The 19314-nt window shown below is 71.8% G+C and carries 20 protein-coding genes; 13 read left to right on the top strand and 7 right to left on the bottom strand.

The genetic code is table 11. The annotated features are described in order from the left end of the window. Positions 1–6: 6 nt before the first annotated feature. The 8 genes from rapZ to A6R01_RS02700 all read left to right on the top strand — a co-directional run bounded on the left by rapZ (position 7) and on the right by A6R01_RS02700 (position 6840). The gene (gene rapZ / locus A6R01_RS02735; protein ID WP_292603298.1) at positions 7–876 is read left to right on the top strand and encodes an RNase adapter RapZ; all 870 of its coding nucleotides are present in this window, start codon (positions 7–9) and stop codon (positions 874–876) included. A 1-nt stretch (position 877) separates the two neighbouring features. Continuing rightward, complete coding sequence (yvcK, locus tag A6R01_RS02730; protein WP_292603443.1) at positions 878–1906, top strand: uridine diphosphate-N-acetylglucosamine-binding protein YvcK; 1029 nt, start codon at positions 878–880, stop codon at positions 1904–1906. A gap of 32 nt (positions 1907–1938) precedes the next feature. After that, the gene (gene whiA, locus A6R01_RS02725) at positions 1939–2925 is read left to right on the top strand and encodes a DNA-binding protein WhiA (RefSeq protein ID WP_292603296.1); all 987 of its coding nucleotides are present in this window, start codon (positions 1939–1941) and stop codon (positions 2923–2925) included. 228 nt (positions 2926–3153) lie between these two features. Then, positions 3154–4149 carry a type I glyceraldehyde-3-phosphate dehydrogenase gene (gene gap, locus A6R01_RS02720; RefSeq protein ID WP_292603294.1) on the top strand — a complete coding sequence of 332 codons (996 nt, stop codon included), beginning with the start codon at positions 3154–3156 and terminating at the stop codon, positions 4147–4149. Positions 4150–4163: 14 nt separating this feature from the next. Beyond that, positions 4164–5369, top strand: coding sequence for a phosphoglycerate kinase (locus A6R01_RS02715; RefSeq protein ID WP_292603441.1), 1206 nt, complete (start codon positions 4164–4166; stop codon positions 5367–5369). Positions 5370–5372: 3 nt separating this feature from the next. Continuing rightward, the gene (gene tpiA / locus A6R01_RS02710; RefSeq protein ID WP_292603292.1) at positions 5373–6164 is read left to right on the top strand and encodes a triose-phosphate isomerase; all 792 of its coding nucleotides are present in this window, start codon (positions 5373–5375) and stop codon (positions 6162–6164) included. A gap of 49 nt (positions 6165–6213) precedes the next feature. Further along, positions 6214–6444 carry a preprotein translocase subunit SecG gene (gene secG, locus A6R01_RS02705; protein ID WP_292603290.1) on the top strand — a complete coding sequence of 77 codons (231 nt, stop codon included), beginning with the start codon at positions 6214–6216 and terminating at the stop codon, positions 6442–6444. Positions 6445–6480: 36 nt separating this feature from the next. Further along, positions 6481–6840 carry an RNA polymerase-binding protein RbpA gene (locus A6R01_RS02700; RefSeq protein ID WP_292603289.1) on the top strand — a complete coding sequence of 120 codons (360 nt, stop codon included), beginning with the start codon at positions 6481–6483 and terminating at the stop codon, positions 6838–6840. 90 nt (positions 6841–6930) lie between these two features. Here the strand turns inward: A6R01_RS02700 and pgl are convergent, their stop codons facing one another. From pgl to tkt, 4 genes are read right to left on the bottom strand one after another with little or no spacing between them, the layout of a single operon-like run. Next, positions 6931–7665 (bottom strand): 6-phosphogluconolactonase, encoded by a 735-nt coding sequence (gene pgl, locus A6R01_RS02695; protein WP_292603287.1) that lies wholly within the window; start codon positions 7663–7665, stop codon positions 6931–6933. Beyond that, positions 7662–9311 carry a glucose-6-phosphate isomerase gene (gene pgi / locus A6R01_RS02690; protein WP_292603439.1) on the bottom strand — a complete coding sequence of 550 codons (1650 nt, stop codon included), beginning with the start codon at positions 9309–9311 and terminating at the stop codon, positions 7662–7664. The genes pgl and pgi overlap by 4 nt, the downstream gene beginning before the upstream one ends. Positions 9312–9313: 2 nt before the next feature. Continuing rightward, positions 9314–10420, bottom strand: a complete 1107-nt coding sequence (gene tal / locus A6R01_RS02685; RefSeq protein ID WP_292603285.1) for a transaldolase — start codon at positions 10418–10420, stop codon at positions 9314–9316. A 51-nt stretch (positions 10421–10471) separates the two neighbouring features. Beyond that, positions 10472–12577 carry a transketolase gene (tkt, locus tag A6R01_RS02680; protein WP_292603283.1) on the bottom strand — a complete coding sequence of 702 codons (2106 nt, stop codon included), beginning with the start codon at positions 12575–12577 and terminating at the stop codon, positions 10472–10474. Between the two features lie 86 nt (positions 12578–12663). Here tkt and A6R01_RS02675 point away from each other — a divergent pair, with 86 nt between their 5' ends. Continuing rightward, entirely contained in the window at positions 12664–13584 is a 921-nt protein-coding gene (locus tag A6R01_RS02675; protein WP_292603281.1) for a heme o synthase, read from the top strand. A gap of 93 nt (positions 13585–13677) precedes the next feature. On the opposite strand, the gene A6R01_RS02670 is transcribed toward A6R01_RS02675, so the two are convergent. Genes A6R01_RS02670 through A6R01_RS02660 form a run of 3 tightly spaced genes read right to left on the bottom strand, consistent with a single transcriptional unit; the run spans position 13678 to position 16264 of the window. Further along, positions 13678–14544: a COX15/CtaA family protein gene (locus tag A6R01_RS02670; RefSeq protein WP_292603279.1), complete on the bottom strand. Its 867-nt coding sequence runs from the start codon at positions 14542–14544 to the stop codon at positions 13678–13680. Positions 14545–14546: 2 nt separating this feature from the next. Beyond that, positions 14547–15323: an ABC transporter permease gene (locus A6R01_RS02665; protein WP_292603277.1), complete on the bottom strand. Its 777-nt coding sequence runs from the start codon at positions 15321–15323 to the stop codon at positions 14547–14549. After that, positions 15320–16264: an ABC transporter ATP-binding protein gene (locus tag A6R01_RS02660; protein WP_292603275.1), complete on the bottom strand. Its 945-nt coding sequence runs from the start codon at positions 16262–16264 to the stop codon at positions 15320–15322. Before A6R01_RS02660 ends, A6R01_RS02665 begins: the two co-directional genes overlap by 4 nt. A 56-nt stretch (positions 16265–16320) precedes the next feature. On the opposite strand from A6R01_RS02660, the gene A6R01_RS02655 reads away from it, so the two are divergent. Genes A6R01_RS02655 through sufB form a run of 4 tightly spaced genes read left to right on the top strand, consistent with a single transcriptional unit; the run spans position 16321 to position 19304 of the window. Further along, positions 16321–16689, top strand: a complete 369-nt coding sequence (locus A6R01_RS02655) for a hypothetical protein (RefSeq protein WP_292603273.1) — start codon at positions 16321–16323, stop codon at positions 16687–16689. Continuing rightward, complete coding sequence (locus A6R01_RS02650; RefSeq protein WP_292603271.1) at positions 16682–17134, top strand: hypothetical protein; 453 nt, start codon at positions 16682–16684, stop codon at positions 17132–17134. The genes A6R01_RS02655 and A6R01_RS02650 overlap by 8 nt, the downstream gene beginning before the upstream one ends. 47 nt (positions 17135–17181) lie before the next feature. Continuing rightward, positions 17182–17889 (top strand): metalloregulator ArsR/SmtB family transcription factor, encoded by a 708-nt coding sequence (locus A6R01_RS02645; RefSeq protein ID WP_292603269.1) that lies wholly within the window; start codon positions 17182–17184, stop codon positions 17887–17889. Further along, positions 17886–19304, top strand: coding sequence for a Fe-S cluster assembly protein SufB (gene sufB, locus A6R01_RS02640; RefSeq protein ID WP_292603267.1), 1419 nt, complete (start codon positions 17886–17888; stop codon positions 19302–19304). Before A6R01_RS02645 ends, sufB begins: the two co-directional genes overlap by 4 nt. Positions 19305–19314: the final 10 nt, after the last annotated feature.

Below are 19314 nucleotides of genomic sequence, written 5' to 3'. Positions count from 1 at the left end.
GCGCCGATGAGCACGCCCCAGCCCGGACCCCTGGTGGTCGTCACCGGCATGACCGGTGCCGGACGCAGCACCGCGGCCAAGGAGCTGGAGGACCTCGGCTACTTCGTCGTCGACAACCTGCCGCCGGCGCTCCTGCCGGACGTCGTGCGCCTCGTCGACGAGTCCCGCGGCCCGCAGCAGCCGATCGCCGTGGTGGTGGACGTGCGGTCCGGCTCCTTCTTCGACGACCTGCAGGAGCAGCTGGCGCACGGCGCGACCGGTCGCCACGCCACGCTGGTCTTCCTCGAGGCGAGCGACGACCTGCTCGTACGCCGCCAGGAGGCCGCTCGACGCCCGCACCCGTTGCAGGGGACCGGTCGGCTGCTGGACGGGCTGGTCCGCGAGCGCAGCGTGCTGGCCGACCTGCGCGGCGAGGCGGACCTGCTCATCGACACGACCTCGCTCAACGTCCACCAGCTGACCGCTCGCATCCGCGAGGCGTTCGGCACCGAGGAGACCACCCGTCTGCACATCCGCGTGGTGTCCTTCGGCTTCAAGTACGGCATCCCCGTCGACGCTGACTACCTCGCCGACATGCGCTTCCTGCCCAACCCGCACTGGATCCCAGAGCTGAGGGCGCACACGGGCCGCGACGGTGACGTGTCGTCGTACGTGCTCTCCCAGCCCGGCGCCGCGGAGTTCCTCGACGCCTACGTGCCGGTGCTCACCGGGGTGGCGGAGGGCTACCTGCGGGAGGGCAAGCGCTTCATGCGCGTCGCGATCGGCTGCACCGGCGGCAAGCACCGCAGCGTCGCGATGACCGAGGAGATCACCCGCCGTCTGCAGGACCTCGGGCACCAGGCGACCGCCACGCACCGGGACCTCGGCCGTGAATGACATCTGGTCCCACGACCCGCTCCCGACCGACCCCTCCGTCCCGTCCGGCGGCCTCGACCGAGCCCAGGCCGTGGTGGCGCTCGGTGGCGGGCACGGCCTGCACGCCTCGCTGCGCGCGCTGCGCCACCTCGTCGACGACGTGGTGGTGGACGACCTGACCGCAGTGGTCACCGTGGCCGACAACGGCGGCTCGTCGGGCCGGTTGCGTGGCGAGTTCGGTGTCCTGCCGCCCGGTGACCTGCGGATGGCGCTCGCCGCGCTGTGCGGCGAGGACGAGTGGGGCCGCACCTGGGAGGGTGTCCTCCAGCACCGCTTCGCCGGCGAGGGCGAGATGAACGGCCACGTCGTCGGCAACCTGCTGATCGTGGCGTTGTGGGAGCAGCTCGGCGACCACGTCGGCGCCCTCGACATCGTGGGGCGGCTCCTGGGGGCCAAAGGTCGCGTGCTCCCGATGGCGCTGTGCCCGATGGACATCCACGCCGAGGTCCGCGGGCTCCACCCCGAGGACCCCGAGGCGCTCGAGGTCGTGCGCGGGCAGGTCGAGGTGGCGACGACCGAGGGCGTCATCGCCAGCGTGGCGCTCGACCCGCCCGCCCCGCCCACCAGCCCCGAGGCGCTGGACGCGGTCGCGGGAGCCGACTGGATCTTCCTCGGCCCTGGGTCGTGGTTCAGCTCGGTCATCCCGCACCTGCTCGTCCCCGACCTGCGCGACGCGCTGACCTCGACCGACGCCAAGGTCGTGGTCGTGCTCAACCTGGCCGAGCAGCCGGGGGAGACCGGGGGCTTCAGCCCGGCCGACCACCTCTCGGTCCTGCTCGAGCACGCACCCGACCTCAGGCTGCACAGCGTCCTCGCCGACGCAGGCACCCTGCGACGTGCTGGGGCCGAGGCGGCGTGGCACCTGGAGGAGGTCACCTCCGCGGTCGGCGCGCGCCTGGTGCTGGCCGACGTGGCCGCTGCCGACGGTTCTCCCCGCCACGACCCGCGGCTGCTGGCCGACGCCTACGAGAAGGTCATGGCCGGGGCCTGAGGGTCGTTGACTCACGTGCGAGGATCGGCCCCATGGCGATGACGGCACAGGTCAAGGCGGAGCTGTCGAGCACCCAGATCACGAAGACCTGCTGTCGCAAGGCCGAGGTCGCCTCGATGCTCCGGTTCGCCGGGGGGCTCCACATCGTCAGCGGTCGCATCGTGGTCGAGGCCGAGCTCGACACGGGTGCCGCGGCGCGTCGCCTGCGCAAGGACGTCGCGGAGGTCTACGGCGCCCATTCCGACGTCGTGATGGTGCAGGGCAACGGCCTGCGCAAGGGCAGTCGCTACATCGTCCGCGTCGTGCGTGACGGCGAGGCGCTGGCCCGCCAGACCGGGCTGCTCGACCAGCGCGGCCGCCCGGTCCGGGGCCTGCCGCCCGCGGTCGTCTCCGGCGGCGCCTGCGACGCCGTCGCGGCCTGGCGGGGCGCGTTCCTGGCGCACGGGTCGTTGACCGAGCCCGGTCGCTCCTCCTCGCTCGAGGTCACCTGCCCCGGTTCCGAGGCCGCGCTCGCGCTCGTCGGCGTCGCCCGCCGGCTCGGCATCTCCGCGAAGGCCCGCGAGGTCCGTGGCGTCGATCGCGTGGTGATCCGCGACGGCGACGCCATCGGCCAGCTGCTCACCCGCCTCGGCGCCCACGAGTCGCTCATGGCCTGGGAGGAGCGGCGGATGCGCCGCGAGGTGCGGGCCACCGCCAACCGGCTGGCCAACTTCGACGACGCCAATCTGCGACGCTCCGCGCGCGCCGCCGTCGCCGCCGGTGCCCGCGTCGAGCGGGCCCTGGAGATCCTCGGTGACGAGGTGCCCGACCACCTCAAGCTCGCGGGCAGCCTGCGGGTCGAGCACAAGCAGGCCTCGCTCGAGGAGCTCGGCCAGCTGCACGAGCCGGTCCTGACCAAGGACGCGATCGCCGGTCGCATCCGGCGCCTGCTCGCCATGGCGGACAAGCGTGCCGAGGAGCTCGGCATCCCCGACACCGAGTCGTCGCTGACCCCGGAGATGCTCGCCGAGGACGCCTGACCGGCCTCCCCGGGCCTCGGGCCCCGAGCCCGACCCCGGTGCACGTCGACGGACGACCCGACGGACGACCCCGTCGTACGACGCCGGGCGGCGGTGCCCGTCCGTGCCCGACGACCCCCGGAGACCCGCCGGCGCGCTCGCGGTAGGGTCGCCGGAGGAGCCGGTCCACCGCGGCCGGACGCCCTCACACGACCCCGATCGACCATGTCGGACGACCCAGGAGCAGCAGTGACCGTGCGCGTAGGTATCAACGGATTCGGCCGGATCGGCCGCAACTTCTTCCGGGCCGTGGCGGCCTCGGGCGCTGACGTGGAGATCGTCGGCATCAACGACCTCACCGACAACTCGGTGCTGGCCCACCTGCTGAAGTACGACTCGATCCTGGGTGTCCTGGGCGAGGACGTCGAGGCGACCAGCGACTCGATCATCGTCGGCGGCCGCGAGATCAAGGTCTCCTCCGAGCGCGAGCCCGGCAACCTGGGCTGGGGCGACCTCGGCGTGGACGTCGTCGTCGAGTCCACCGGCTTCTTCACCGACGCCACCAAGGCCAAGGCCCACGTCGACGCCGGCGCCAAGAAGGTCATCATCTCCGCGCCCGCCTCCAACGAGGACATCACCATCGTGATGGGCGTCAACCACGAGCTCTACGACCCCGCCGCGCACACGGTCATCTCGAACGCCTCGTGCACCACCAACTGCCTGGCCCCCATGGCCAAGGCGCTGCACGACGCGGTCGGCATCAACAAGGGCCTGATGACCACCATCCACGCCTACACCGCCGACCAGAACCTCCACGACAACATCCACAAGGACATGCGTCGTGCCCGCGCCGCCGCGCTCAACATCGTGCCGACCTCGACGGGTGCGGCCAAGGCCATCGGCCTCGTCCTGCCCGAGCTGAAGGGCAAGCTCGACGGCTACGCGCTGCGCGTGCCCACCCCGACCGGCTCGATGACCGACCTGTCCTTCGAGGCCAGCCGCGAGACGTCGGTCGAGGAGATCAACGCCGCGGTCGAGGCAGCCGCCGACGGCAAGATCCTGAAGTACTCCACCGCGCCGATCGTCTCCTCCGACATCGTCACCGACCCGGCGTCGTGCATCTTCGACGCGCCGCTGACCAAGGTCATCGGCAACCAGGTCAAGGTCGCCGGCTGGTACGACAACGAGTGGGGCTACTCCAACCGCCTCGTCGACCTCATCGGCTTCGTGGGCGAGTCCCTCTGAGCATGACTGGTGCGATGACGGGTCTCGACCAGCTCCTCGAGCAGGGCGTCACCGGCAAGCGGGTCCTGGTCCGCTCCGACCTCAACGTCCCGCTCGACGGAGCCGTCATCACCGACGACGGGCGCATCCGCGCGAGCGTGCCGACGATCCGTCGGCTCGCGGACGCGGGCGCCCGCGTGGTGGTGACCGCGCACCTCGGCCGCCCCAAGGGCGCCCCCGAGGAGCGCTACTCCCTGGCTCCCGTGGCGGCTCGCCTCGGTGAGCTCCTCGGTGCCGACGTCGCGTTCGCCCGCGACACGGTGGGGGAGTCGGCGCACGAGACCGTCGCCCAGCTCGAGGACGGGCAGGTCGCCCTGCTGGAGAACGTCCGCTTCAACGCGGGCGAGACCAGCAAGGACGACGGCGAGCGCGCCGGGTTCGCCCGGCAGCTCGCCGACCTCGCCGACGTCTTCGTCTCCGACGGCTTCGGGGTCGTGCACCGCAAGCAGGCCAGCGTCTACGACGTCGCGCAGATCCTGCCCAGCGCCATGGGCACGCTGGTCTCGACCGAGATCGACGTGCTGCGTCGCCTCACCGAGGAGCCGCAGCGTCCGTACGTCGTCGTGCTCGGTGGCTCCAAGGTCTCCGACAAGCTCGGCGTGATCGACAACCTGCTGGGCAAGGCCGACAAGCTGCTCATCGGCGGGGGCATGGTCTTCACCTTCCTCAAGGCCCAGGGCCACGAGGTCGGCAAGAGCCTCCTCGAGGAGGACCAGCTCGAGACCTGCCGCACCTACCTCGCGCGGGCCGAGGAGCTCGGGGTGCAGATCCTGCTGCCCGGCGACATCGTCGTCGACAGCGAGTTCCCCGCGGGTGACCGCACCCCGGAGCCGCGGGTCGTGCCCGCGTCCGAGATCCCGGCCGACTGCCTCGGCCTCGACATCGGTCCCGCGGCCGGTGCCGACTTCGCGGCTGCGCTCTCGGACGCCCGGACGGTCTTCTGGAACGGTCCGATGGGCGTGTTCGAGGTGCCGCAGTTCGCCGACGGCACCCGAGCGGTCGCCGACGCGCTGACCCGCACCGACGGCCTGTCGGTCGTCGGCGGCGGTGACTCCGCCGCCGCCGTGCGCACGCTCGGCTTCGACGAGGCCGCCTTCGGCCACATCTCCACCGGTGGCGGAGCCAGCCTGGAGTACCTCGAGGGCAAGGCCCTCCCCGGCATCGACGTCCTGGAGGGCTGACCCATGGCCGCACGCACCCCGCTCATGGCGGGCAACTGGAAGATGAACCTCAACCACCAGGAAGCGGTGGTGCTGGTCCAGAAGCTCGCGTGGACCCTGTCGGACAAGAAGCACGACCCGGCGCGCTCCGAGGTCGTCGTGGTGCCGCCGTTCACCGACCTGCGCTCGGTGCAGACCCTGGTGGACGGCGACCGGCTGCCGATCAAGTACGCCGCGCAGGACTGCTCCGCGCACGACTCCGGCGCCTACACCGGCGAGATCTCCACCTCGATGCTCACCAAGCTCGGCTGCTCCTACGTGGTGCTCGGCCACTCCGAGCGCCGGGAGTACCACCAGGAGTCCGACGAGCTGGTCAGCGCCAAGGCGCACAAGGCCGTCGAGGCCGGGCTGGTGCCGATCGTGTGCGTGGGCGAGGGCCTCGAGGTCCGCCAGGCCGGCGAGCATGTCTCCTACACCCTGGCGCAGGTCGAGGGCTCGCTCGCGGGCTTCTCGGCCGAGCAGGTGGCGGCGCTGGTCGTGGCCTACGAGCCCGTCTGGGCCATCGGTACCGGCGAGGTTGCCACGCCCGAGGACGCCCAGGAGGTGTGCGGCGCCATCCGCGCGCGGATCCGGGAGCTGCACGCGGACGCGGCAGCCGACGGCGTACGCGTGCTGTACGGCGGGTCGGTCAAGGCCGCCAACGTCGGCGCGATCATGGCGCAGGCCGACGTCGACGGGTGCCTCGTCGGTGGGGCGAGCCTGCAGGCCGACGAGTTCGGTGCGATCTGCCGCTTCTACGACATGCCCGTCCTCTGACGCGGCCCGCCGCCTCGACCGTCACGACGATCACGTAGGATCTGCGACCGTGGAACTGCTCTTCACCATCATCCTGATGATCACCAGCCTGCTGATGATCGTGCTGGTGCTCCTGCACAAGGGCCGCGGTGGCGGTCTCTCCGACATGTTCGGCGGCGGTGTCTCCAGCTCGCTCGGCGGTTCGTCGGTGGCGGAGCGCAACCTCGACCGACTGACCGTGGGCATCGGTGGCATCTGGTTCGCCACCGTCATCGCCCTGGGGCTCCTGCTCGCCTACTGACCTTGACCTCTCGGGCCTGACGAAGGAGAACGGACCATGGCTGGTGGAGGAAACGCGATCCGGGGCAGCCGGGTCGGCGCAGGACCGATGGGCGAGGCCGAGCGCGGTGAGGCGGCACCCCGTCAGACCGTGACGTACTTCTGCTCTCACGAGCACCGTGTCGTCGTGGCGTTCGCCGCCGAGGCACAGGCCCCCGAGTCGTGGGACTGCCCCAAGTGCGGCCTCCCGGCCAGCCTCGACAGCGACAACCCGCCGCCGGCGCCGAAGATCGAGCCCTACAAGACGCACCTCGCCTACGTGAAGGAGCGTCGCTCGGACAAGGAGGCGGCCGACATCCTCGACGAGGCCCTCAAGCTCCTCCGCTCCCGCCGCAAGTCCGGCGACCTGATTTTCTGACGCGAGCGGTCCACCAGGACGCCCGCTGACCGGAGGGTGTGTCGTGAGAAGGGTTCACGACACACCCTCCGGTCGTATGCCCTCGGCGGGTCAGAGGCGGGAGGCGGCGTCGCGGTCGAGGAACCAGACGGTCTCCTCGCGGCCGGAGACGCCGGAGGCGGGGGTCTCCTCGATGGTGGTGCCGGCAGGGGAGAGTGCCCGGGCGACGGCCTCGGACTTGGCGTCGCCGCTGACCAGCAGCCACGTCGCACGCGAGCGCGCGAGGGTCGGGTAGGTCAGGCTGACGCGCTCGGGCGGCGGCTTCGGGGAGTCGGTGACAGGGACGGTGGGGCGGTCGGTCACGGCGAGCTCGGGACGCCCGGGGAAGAGCGAGGCGATGTGGCTGTCCGGGCCCACGCCCAGCATCAGCACGTCGAACTCGTCCGGCCCATGAGCGGCCAGCTCGTCGGCGTACGCCGCTGCGGCCGCCTCGACGTCAGGCGCCTCGCCGGTGGCCGCGACCTCGTGCACGCGGTGCTCGGCGACGCCGACGGCGTCCAGGAAGGCCTCTCGCGCCTGCACGGCGTTGCGGTCGGACGAGTCGCGCGCGACGAAGCGCTCGTCGCCCCACCACAGCTCGACAGAGCCCCAGTCGACCCCGGAGGCGGGGGTGAGCCGGGCCACCTCGCGGTGGATGGCGTCGGCGATCGAGCCGCCGGTCAGCACCACGTGCGGGATCCGCCCCGCGGCCTGGGCGTCGGCGAGGACCCGGAGCAGCTCACCGGCGACCGAGGTCGCCAGCTCGCCGGCGTCCGCGTGCACCTCGACCCGCGGAGACCCGTTCACGAGCGGTGCTCCCGGTAGTAGGCGACCAGGGACCGGGTCGAGGGGTCCTGCTCCTCGAGCGCGTCGGCGTCACCGGCCAGGACCGGGCCCAGCTCGGTGGCGAGCTGCTTGCCGAGCTCGACGCCCCACTGGTCGAAGCTGTCGATGCCCCACACGACGCCCTGGGTGAACGTGATGTGCTCGTAGAGCGCGACCAGCTGGCCCAGCACCGACGGCGTGAGCCGAGGCGCCATGATCGAGGTCGAGGGGCGGTTGCCGCCGAAGACCCGGGCCGGGACGATCTCCTCGGCCGTCCCCTCGGCGCGCACCTCCTCGGCGGTCTTGCCGAAGGCCAGCGCCTTGCTCTGTGCCAGGAAGTTGGCGAGGAAGAGCTCGTGGACGTCCTGGTCGCCGTCGCTGAGCGGGTACGACGGCTCCGCGAACGCGATGAAGTCGCACGGGACGACCTGGGTGCCCTGGTGCAGCAGCTGGTAGAAGGCGTGCTGCCCGTTGGTGCCGGGCTCGCCCCAGAACACCTCACCGGTGCCCGCGGTGACCGGGGCACCGTCCCACCGCACGCTCTTGCCGTTGGACTCCATGGTCAGCTGCTGGAGGTAGGCCGGGAAGCGGTGCAGCAGCTGGGCGTAGGGGAGCACCGCGTGGGTGCGGGCGCCGAGGAAGTCGGAGTACCAGACGTTCAGCAGGCCCATCAGGGCCGGGACGTTGGACTCCAGGGGAGCGGTGCGGAAGTGCTCGTCGACGGCGTGCATGCCCGCCAGCAGCTCGGCGAAGGCCTCCGGGCCGATCGCGAGCACCAGCGAGGTGCCGATCGCGGAGTCCATGGAGTAGCGCCCACCGACCCAGTCCCAGAACCCGAAGGCGTTGTCGGGGTCGATGCCGAAGTCGGCGACCTTGTCCAGCGCGGTCGAGACGGCGACGAAGTGCCGCGCCACGGCCTCCTCGCGCGTGGACTCCGGGAGCCCCTCGAGCAGCCAGCTGCGGCACAACCGGGCGTTGGTCAGGGTCTCCAGGGTCCCGAATGTCTTCGACGAGACCACGAAGAGCGTGGTCTCCGGGTCGAGCCCCCGCAGCGTCAGCGCCGCGTCGGTGGGGTCGATGTTGGACAGGAACCGGCAGGCCGGACCGTCGACGAAGGGCTGGAGCGCCTCGTAGGCCATCACCGGGCCCAGGTCGGAGCCGCCGATGCCGATGTTGACCACGGTCTCGATCCGCCTGCCCGTGACGCCGGTCCACTCGCCCGAGCGGACCTTCTCGGCGAACGCGTAGACCCGGTCGAGCACCTCGTGCACGTCGGCGACGACGTCCTGGCCGTCGACCTCCAGCGAGGCCCCGCGGGGCAGGCGCAGCGCCGTGTGCAGCACCGCACGGTCCTCGGTCACGTTGATGTGCTCACCGCGCATCATCGCGTCGCGGCGGTCCTCCAGCCCGACCGCGCGGGCGAGGTCGACCAGGGCACCCAGGACGGCGTCGTCGACCAGGTTCTTCGACAGGTCGACGTGCAGGTCGGCCATCCGGTGCGTGAGCCGCTCCGCGCGCCCCGGATCATCGGCGAACCAGCGCCGGAGGTCGGGCTCCAGCCCGCCGGCCAGCGCCGTGAGGCGCGGCCAGGCCGCGGTGGACGTGGGGTCGACCGGTGCCTGGCCCATGCTCACGCCCTCGCCTTCTCCATCTGGCCGCGCACGGTCTCGACCAGCTCGTCCCACGACGCCTCGAACTTCGAGACGCCCTCGGACTCCAGGACCGCGAGGACGTCGGCCCAGTCGACGCCGACCTCCACGACCGCGTCCAGCACCTCCTGTGCCTCCCGCGCGCGGCCGCTGACCTGGTCCCCATGGAGCTCCCCGTGGTCGGCCATCGCCTCGAGGGTCTTCTCCGGCATGGTGTTGACCGTGTCGGCCACGACGAGGTCGGTGACGTAGAGGGTGTCGGGGTAGTCGGGGTTCTTGACCCCGGTCGAGGCCCACAGCGGACGCTGCGGGCGAGCACCCGCCGCAGCGAGCTGCTGCCAGCGCTCGGAGGCGAGCACGCCCTCGAACGCGCCATAGGCGACGCGCGCGTTGGCGACCGCCGCCCGACCCCGCAGGGCCAGCGCCTCGTCGGTGCCGATCTTCTCGAGCCGGCTGTCGACCTCGCTGTCCACGCGCGAGACGAAGAACGAGGCGACCGAACGGATCGTGGAGAGGTCGTGGCCGGCGGCCTTGGCCTTTTCCAGGCCCTCGAGGTAGGCGTCCATGACGGCCTGGTAGCGCTCGACGCTGAAGATCAGCGTGACGTTGACGCTGATCCCCTCGGCGATGACCGCGGTGATGGCCGGCAGGCCGGCAGCGGTGGCCGGGATCTTGATCAGGACGTTGGACCGGTCCACGGCCGCCCACAGCGCCTTGGCCGACGCGATCGTCGCCTCGGTGTCGTGGGCCAGGTCGGGCTCCACCTCGATGGAGACGCGGCCGTCGTCTGCGGTCCGCTCCGCGACGGGGGCCAGGACGTCGCAGGCGTTGCGGACGTCCTCGGTGGTCAGCTCGAAGATCACCTCGTCGACGTCCTTGCCCGCGGCGACGAGCTCTCGGACCTGCTCGTCGTAGCGCTCGCCGTCCGCGATGGCGCCGGCGAAGATCGTGGGGTTGGTGGTGACCCCGACGACCGACTTCTGCTCGACGAGCTCGGCGAGGTTGCCGGTCTCGATGCGCTCGCGGGACAGGTCGTCCAGCCAGATCGACACCCCGGCGTCGGCCAGGGCCTTCAGTCGCTCACTCATGCGTGCTCCTCGGTGTCGAGTCGTGCGTGGTGGTGGAAGGGGGTGCGGCGCTCAGCCGGCGGCGGAGATGCTGTCACGCGCGGCGTCGGCGACGGCCCGCGCGGTGAAGCCGTACTCGGCGAAGAGCCGGGCGTAGTCGGCCGAGGCACCGTAGTGGTCGATCGAGACGGTCCGACCCGCGTCGCCGACGTACTCGCGCCAGCCCATCTTCACGCCGGCCTCGACCGACACACGGGCCTTGACCTGCGGCGGCAGCACGGTGTCGCGGTAGGACTGGTCCTGCTCCTCGAACCACTCCAGGCAGGGCAGCGAGACCACGCGGGCGGCGATGCCGTCCTCGGCGAGCATGCCCCGGGCCTCGACGGCCAGCTGCACCTCGGACCCGGTGGCCATGAGGACCACGTCGGGCTCACCGTCGGTGTCGAGCAGGACGTAGCCGCCGCGGGCGACGCCCTCGACCGAGCCCCAGACCTCGCCGTCGTGCTCCCCGCGCGGGAAGACCGGGACGTTCTGACGGGTCAGGGCCAGCGCGGCCGGCCCCTCGGTACGCCGGAGCACCTCGGCCCACGCCGCCGAGACCTCGTTGGCGTCGGCCGGCCGCACGACGTCCAGCCCGGGCATCGCGCGCAGGGCGGCCAGGTGCTCGATCGGCTGGTGCGTCGGGCCGTCCTCGCCCAGACCGATGGAGTCGTGGGTCCACACGTAGGTGACCGGCAGCCGGCTCAGCGCCGCCACGCGCACCGCACCGCGCATGTAGTCGGAGAAGGTGAGGAAGGTGCCGCCGAAGACGCGGGTCAGGCGGTCGGCCGCGATGCCGTTCATGATCGCGCCCATGCCGTGCTCGCGGATGCCGAAGTGGAGCACGCGGCCCTGGTAGGGGTCGGCCTCGTAGCCCTCGGCGTCGCTGTCGGCGGGCAGGAAGGACGGGGCGTCCTTGATGGTGGTGTTGTTGGAGCCGGCGAGGTCGGCCGAGCCGCCCCACAGCTCGGGCATCAGGCCGGCGACGGCGTTGATGACCTTGCCGGACGCCGCACGCGTGGCGACGCCCTTGGCGTCGGGCTCGAAGGTGGGCAGTGCCGCCTCGAAGCCCTCGGGCAGGTCGCGGCGCTTGAGCCGGTGCAGGAGCTCGGCGCGGTCGGGGTGGGCCTCGGCCCAGGCGGCGTAGCGCTCGTCCCACTCCTTGCCCCACGCCGCACCGCGCTCGCGCAGGCTCCGGGTGTGGGCGAGGACCTCGTCGGAGACCTGGAAGTGCTGCTCGGGGTCGAAGCCGAGCACCTCCTTGGTCGCAGCGACCTCCTCCGCACCGAGGGCGCTGCCGTGGGCGGCCTCGGTGCCCTGGGCGTTGGGGGCCGGCCAGGCGATGATGGTGTCGAGCACGATCATCGAGGGCTTGTCGGTGACCTCGGAGGCGGCGCGCACGGCGTCGTAGAGGGCGTGCACGTCCTCCTTGTAGGTCTCCCCGCCCTGGGTCCAGTCGACGGTCTGCACGTGCCAGCCGTAGGACTCGTAGCGCTGGGCGACGTCCTCGGTGAACGCGACGTCGGTGTCACCCTCGATGGAGATCCGGTTGCGGTCGTAGATGACCGTGAGGTTGCCCAGCTTCTGCGTGCCGGCGATCGAGGAGGCCTCGCTGCTCACGCCCTCCTGCAGGTCGCCGTCGGAGCACAGGACGTAGACGTCGTGGTCGAAGAGGCCCTCGCCGGGAGCTGCCTCCGGGTCGAGCATGCCGTGCACCCGACGACCGGACATCGCCATGCCCACGGCGTTGGAGACGCCCTGGCCCAGCGGCCCGGTCGTGACCTCGACACCGGCGGTGTGACCGAGCTCGGGGTGGCCGGGGGTCTTGGAGCCCCACGTGCGCAGCGCCTGGAGGTCGCTGAGCTCGAGGCCGAAGCCGCCGAGGAAGAGCTGGGTGTAGAGGGTGATGCTCGAGTGGCCGCAGCTGAGGACGAAGCGGTCACGGGCGACCCACTCGGGGTCGGCCGGGTCGTGGCGCATGACCTTCTGGAAGAGCAGGTAGGCCACGGGGGCCAGGCTCATGGCCGTGCCGGGGTGTCCGTTGCCGACCTTCTGCACGGCGTCCATCGCCAGGACCCGGGCGGTGTCCACCGCCTTGTCGTCGATGTCGGTCCAGTCCAGCTGCTGGCTGAGGGTCACAGGGTTCCTTCCGGTGCGGTCGTGGGGCCTGCGAGCAGGCGGTTCCGAGCCTACCGATCCTGCGCAGTAGACTCCCACCCGCACCGGTGAGGATCATCCGAACTCACCCGCACGGTTCCATCCGCACCAGCACCACCGCACCAGTTTCGAGGGACGTCCGTGACCCACGTCGGCCACCAGGCCGCTGCCGAGCAGCGGCACGAGCCGACCGCCGACGACCGGGCGTCCCGCCGGTCGGCCTGGTCCTGGCGACCGTCGTCGGCGGCACCTTCTCCGCGGGGTCCGCGTCGGTCTTCAACTGCGTCTACGACCGCGACATCGACGAGCAGATGCGCCGGACCCGTCGCCGGGCCCTGCCGCGCCACATCGTGAGCGCCCGCGCGGCGCTGGTCTTCGGCACCGTGCTGGGCGCGCTGTCCGTCGTGGTGCTGCTCCTGTGGGTCAACCCGCTCTCCGCGCTGCTCGCGGTGAGTGCCGAAGCCTTCTACGTCTTCGTCTACACGATGCTGCTCAAGCGGCGTACGACGCAGAACATCGTCTGGGGCGGCCTCGCCGGCTGCTTCCCGGCGCTGATCGGCTGGACCGCGGTCACCGGGGAGCTCGCCTGGACCCCGGTGGTGCTGTTCGCGGTCGTCTTCTTCTGGACCCCGCCCCACACCTGGGCCCTCGCGCTGCGCTACCGCGAGGACTACGCGAACGTCGACGTCCCGATGCTGCCGGTGGTCGCCTCCGCGCACGCCGTGTCGCGCCAGGTCGTCGTCTACTCGTGGGTGATGGTGGCGACCTCGCTCCTGCTGTGGCCCGTGGCCTCCACCGGGCCGTTCTACCCCGTCGTCGCGGTCGTGCTGGGGGCGGTCTTCCTCGTCGAGGCGCACCGGATGCTCATCCGGGCCCGCGGCACCGAGGAGCTCTCGGTGATCTCACCGATGCGCCTGTTCCACGCCTCGAACCTCTACCTCAGCCTGTTGTTCGTGGCCGTGGCGCTGGACCCGCTGCTCTTCTCCTGAGCCCCGCACCGGGCCGGCGCCCGCGGCGGGACCCCGGCCGCGAACCCGCCTCCGACCCCGGCTCTGGCTCCAGCCCTGGCTCCAGCGGGCCGGCTACGCCTCCGGGTGCCGCACGCGCAGCAGCGCGGCGGTGGTGAGCGCCGAGAGGATCGCGGCGCCGAGCATGTGCAGCCCGACGAGGAGCTCGGGCAGGTCGTTGAAGTACTGCACGAAGCCGATCGCCCCCTGGGCGAGCTGCGCGACGAGCAGCCACACCACGACGCGCACCGCGGCGCGGTCGGCACGCACGGCCATCAGGCACAGCAGCAGGCCGATGGTGAGCCCGAGGTAGAGGAACACCGCGTCGGCGTGGAGCTGGCTCCACTGCAGCGGGTCGAGGCCGTTGCGGGGGGAGTCGGCGTCGCCGGCGTGCGGCCCGGAGCCGGTGACGACCGTGCCGAGGTAGAGCACGACCCAGGCGGCCGCGAGGACGATCCACGCCAGCGTGGTCGCCGGGCCGCCCACCGCGGGGGTCGGACGGTCCAGGACCTGCAGGAAGCGCACCGACAGGCCCACCAGCGCCATCGACAGCAGCAGGTGCAGCGACACGATCCACGGGTTGAGGTCGGTCAGCACCGTGATGCCCCCGATGACCGCCTGCAGCGGGATGCCCGCGGCCAGCACGGCGGCCAGCCCGACCAGGTGCCGGCGTCCGGTGCGCCACGCCGCGACGAACGTGAGCACCGCGACGGCGACGAGCACGAAGGTCAGCAGCCGGTTGCCGAACTCGATGGCGGAGTGGAAGTCCAGCGCCCCGTGCGGGGTGAAGTCCTCCTCGGTGCACCGCGGCCAGGTGGGGCAGCCCAGGCCGGAGCCGGTGAGCCGCACCGCCCCGCCGGTCACGACGATGCCGGTGTTGGCGACGAGGGAGGCCCAGCCGGCCCAGCGGGCCTGGCGGTGCCGGAGGGCGGGGTCGGTCATGCTCACTCCCACGTGAAGGTACGGGCGGTCAGGACCGTACCCAGGGCCGCCCAGCCGAGCAGGGTCAGCATCGACGTGACGTCCGCCGCACCGTCCAGCAGGGCAGCACGCATGCCCTCGCCCAGCGCGCCCGACGGCAGCCACGTGGCCACGTCGCCGAAGCCGCCGTACGCGTTGGCGGGCAGGACGACCGCACCGCCGGCCATGAGGAGAAGGTAGACGAGGTTGGCGGCGGCGAGCGTGGCCTCGGCGCGCAGCACCCCGGCGACGAAGAGGCCCAGGGCGGCGAACGCGGCGGTGCCGACGGCCGCCACGCCGAGGGCGGAGAGCAGCCCGACCGCGGTCGTCTCCGGCTGCCAGCCGAGAGCCAGGGCGACGGCGCCGAGCACCACCACCTGCAGCGCTTCCACCAGCAGCAGGGCGAGCACCTTGCCCGCCAGCAGGCCGCCCCGGGGGAGCGGGGAGCTGCCGAGCCACTTGATGACGCCGTAGCGGCGCTCGAAGCCGGTCGCGATGGCCAGCGAGGTGAACGCCGTCGACATGACCGCCAGGGCGAGGACCCCGGGGGCGAAGGTGTCGATGGCCGGGGCGTCGAGCTCCAGGCCCACCCGCTCCGACCCGGCGACGGCGCCGACCAGCACGATCACGGGGATGACGACGGCCAGCAGCAGCTGCTCGCCGTTGCGCAGCATGAGCCGCGCCTCCATCCGGGCGTGCGAGAGGACCTGGCGCCCCAGCGGCGCGGCGCCGGGGGCGGGCGTGAAGGTGCCGGCGCTCATGCCGAGAGCTCCCGTCCGGTCAGCTCGAGGAAGACGTCCTCGAGGCTCCTGGTGCCCAGGCTCAGCGACTCCGGGAGCACGTCGTGCTCCTCGCACCAGCGCGAGACCCGGGCCAGGGTCGAGCCGTCGGCCGGGCCGGTGACGAGGAGGCTGAGCGGGTCGAGCACGGTGACGCTCGTCGCGGGCCCCAGCGCCTCGGTCAGCGACTCGGGCGCACCCGGCGGGAACGGCCGGGTGACGACGAGCCGGATTGTGGAGACGCGACCGCCGCGGGTCAGCTCCACCGGCGAGCCGGAGGCGATCAGCTGTCCGCGGTCGATGATGTGCACGGTGTCGGCCAGCGACTCCGCCTCGTCCATGTAGTGCGTGGTGAGCACGACGGTCACGCCGTCCGCGCGCAGCTCGCGCAGCAGGTCCCAGGTGTCACGTCGCGCCTGCGGGTCCATGCCGGCGGTGGGCTCGTCGACGAAGACCAGCTCGGGGCGCCCCACGATGGCCATCGCCAGCGCGAGCCGCTGCTTCTGCCCGCCGGAGAGACGGCGGTACGGCGTCCGTCCGCAGGCTGCGAGTCCGAGCCGCTCCACGAGCAGCGCGCGGGGCAGCGGGGCGGCGTGCAGGGAGGCGGCGTGCCGGAGCATCTCCTCGGCCCGCACACCGCTCCAGGCGCCGCCCTCCTGCAGCATCACGCCGATGCGGGGGAGGAGGGCGCGCCGGTCGGCCTGCGGGTCCAGCCCCAGCACACGGACGGTGCCGCGCTGCGGACGGCGGTAGCCCTCACAGGTCTCCAGCGTCGTGGTCTTCCCGGCGCCGTTGGGACCGAGCACGGCGGTGACGCTGCCTCGGGCCACGGTCAGGGAGAGGCCGTCGACGGCGGTCTTGGAGCCGTAGCGCATCTCGAGGGAGTCGACCATGACGGCGTGGTCGGGGTCGGGCGCTGGCACGACGGCAGTCTAGGGAGGCGTCGGGTCGCTCCCGGCCCCGCCCTAGGCTCTGGGACGTGACTGGCTGGCTGGTGGTGACCGTGCTGCTGCTGACCGCGGTGGCGGCGGCATGGACGGTCGTGATGATCGTGCGGGACGAGAGTCCTCCCAGCGACCGGTTCTTCGTCGTGCTGGGCGTCCTGCTTCTGGTGCTCGTCGTGCAGCTGGTGGCGGGCCTGGTGGCCCTGGCGACCACGGACCGCGACGTCGACGGGGTGACCTTCGTCGCCTACCTGCTGACCGTCGTGCTCGCGCCGCCCTTCGGTGCGGCGCTGGCGCTGGTGGAGCGCAGCCGGTGGGGGACCGCGTCGCTGCTGGTGGCGCTGGCCACGGTGGCGGCGATGGAGGTGCGTCTCGACGCGCTGTGGGCGGCCGCCGGTGCGTGAGCTCTCGACCGGGCCGGGGCGCGTGCTCGTCGCGGTCTACGCCGTCTTCGCCGTCGCGGCCACCGGGCGCTCACTGGTCCAGCTGGGCACCGACGCCGGTCGCGCACCGCTGGCGTACTCGCTCTCGCTGCTGGCCGCGGTGCTCTACCTGGTGGCCACGACCTGCCTGTTGCGGGGCGGGGAGGTCGCGCGCCGCGTGGCGCTGGTCACGGTCTTCGTCGAGGCGACCGGCGTGCTGGTGGTCGGGACGCTGTCCTACCTGGTCAGCGACTGGTTCCCCGACAAGACCGTGTGGTCCCACTACGGCCAGGGCTACGGCTTCCTACCCCTCGTCCTGCCCTTCCTGGGCCTGTGGTGGCTGCTCCACCCCGGTGTCCACCCCGGTGCCCGAGCGGGGAGGAGCGCCGGGGGCGACCAGGTGTCGAGTCCACCCCCGGGCACTTAGGCGACCCTTCCTTGAACGACCGTTTCCATTAACGGCACACTGGCGTTGTGGAATTCACCCGCGACGACCTGAGTACGCGCCAGCGTGTCGCGCGGTCGATCCTGGTGAACGGGCCCTCGACCGCGGCGACGCTGGCCGAGCAGCTCGACCTCACACCGGCCGCCGTGCGCCGACACCTCGACCAGCTGGTCGAGGAGGGCGCCGTCGAGCCGCGCGACCCGCGCCCCGGCGCCAGCCGGGGTCGGGGTCGGCCGGCCAAGCTCTTCGCGTTGACCGAGCTCGGCCGCGAGGGCTTCGACCAGCAGTACGACGACCTCGCCGTCCAGGCGCTGCGCTTCCTCGCCGACACCGGCGGGGACGACGCGCTGCGCGCGTTCGCCGAGCAGCGGGTCTCCTTCATCGAGGCTCGCTTCGGGGCGACCCGGGAGGCCCACCCCGAGCTCACGCCCGCGCAGGTGCTGGCCCGCGTCTTCACCGACGAGGGGTACGCCGCGGGAGTCCGCGAGCTGCCCGTGGTCAACGGCCAGAGCGCCGGTGAGCAGCTGTGCCAGCAGCACTGCCCGGTCTCCCACGTGGCCCACGAGTTCCCCCAGCTGTGCGAGGCCGAGACCCAGGCGATCAGCCGGGTGCTCGGGCGACACGTCCAGCGGCTGGCCACCATCGCCCACGGCGACGGCGTCTGCACCACCTGCATCCCCGACCTCCCCACCACGTCCACGACGTCCAGCACAGAGAAGGAGAGGGTCACCTCATGACCTCGATCGAAGAACTCAACCCCGAGCTCCAGGGCATCGGCCGCTACGAGTTCGGCTGGGCCGACCCGGACGTCGCCGGCGCCTCCGCGCAGCGTGGCCTCAACGAGGCGGTCGTGCGCGACATCTCCAGCAAGAAGAACGAGCCGCAGTGGATGCTCGACCTGCGCCTGAAGGGCCTGAAGCTCTTCGACCGCAAGCCCATGCCCACCTGGGGCTCGGACCTGTCGGGCATCGACTTCGACAACATCAAGTACTTCGTGCGCTCCTCGGAGAAGCAGGCCACCTCCTGGGAGGACCTGCCCGAGGACATCAAGAACACCTACGACAAGCTCGGCATCCCGGAGGCGGAGAAGCAGCGCCTGGTCGCCGGTGTCGCCGCGCAGTACGAGTCCGAGGTCGTCTACCACTCGATCCGCGAGGACCTCGAGGAGCAGGGCGTCCTCTTCCTCGACACCGACACCGCGCTGAAGGAGCACGAGGAGCTCTTCAAGGAGTACTTCGGCACCGTCATCCCCGTCGGTGACAACAAGTTCTCCGCGCTCAACACCTCGGTGTGGTCCGGCGGCTCGTTCATCTACGTCCCGCCGGGCGTGCACGTCGACATCCCGCTGCAGGCCTACTTCCGGATCAACACCGAGAACATGGGCCAGTTCGAGCGGACGCTGATCATCGTCGACGAGGACGCCTACGTGCACTACGTCGAGGGCTGCACCGCGCCGATCTACAGCTCGGACTCCCTGCACTCCGCGGTCGTCGAGATCGTGGTGAAGAAGGGCGGCCGCTGCCGCTACACGACCATCCAGAACTGGTCGAACAACGTCTACAACCTCGTCACCAAGCGCGCCACCTGCGAGGCCGGCGCGACCATGGAGTGGGTCGACGGCAACATCGGCTCCAAGGTGACGATGAAGTACCCCGCGATCTACCTCATGGGCGAGCACGCCAAGGGCGAGACGCTCTCGATCGCGTTCGCCGGCGAGGGCCAGCACCAGGACGCCGGCGCCAAGATGGTGCACGCGGCCCCGCACACCTCGAGCTCGATCCTGAGCAAGTCGGTGGCGCGCGGCGGTGGCCGGACGTCGTACCGCGGCCTGATCCAGGTCAACGAGGGCGCCCACGGATCGAAGTCCAACGTGCTGTGCGACGCGCTGCTCGTCGACCAGGTCAGCCGCTCCGACACCTACCCCTACGTCGACATCCGCGAGGACGACGTGTCCATGGGCCACGAGGCGAGCGTCTCGAAGGTCTCCGACGACCAGCTCTTCTACCTCATGTCGCGCGGCATGGAGGAGGACGAGGCTATGGCGATGATCGTCCGCGGCTTCGTGGAGCCGATCGCCAAGGAGCTGCCGATGGAGTACGCCCTCGAGCTCAACCGCCTCATCGAGCTGCAGATGGAGGGCGCGGTCGGCTGAGGCCGGCCAC

The sequence above is a fragment of the Nocardioides sp. REDSEA-S30_B4 genome (assembly GCF_001627265.1).
Taxonomy (GTDB): Bacteria; Actinomycetota; Actinomycetes; order Propionibacteriales; family Nocardioidaceae; genus Nocardioides.
Note: the sequence above shows the minus strand (reverse complement) of the source record. Positions and strands in the feature narration are given on the sequence as shown.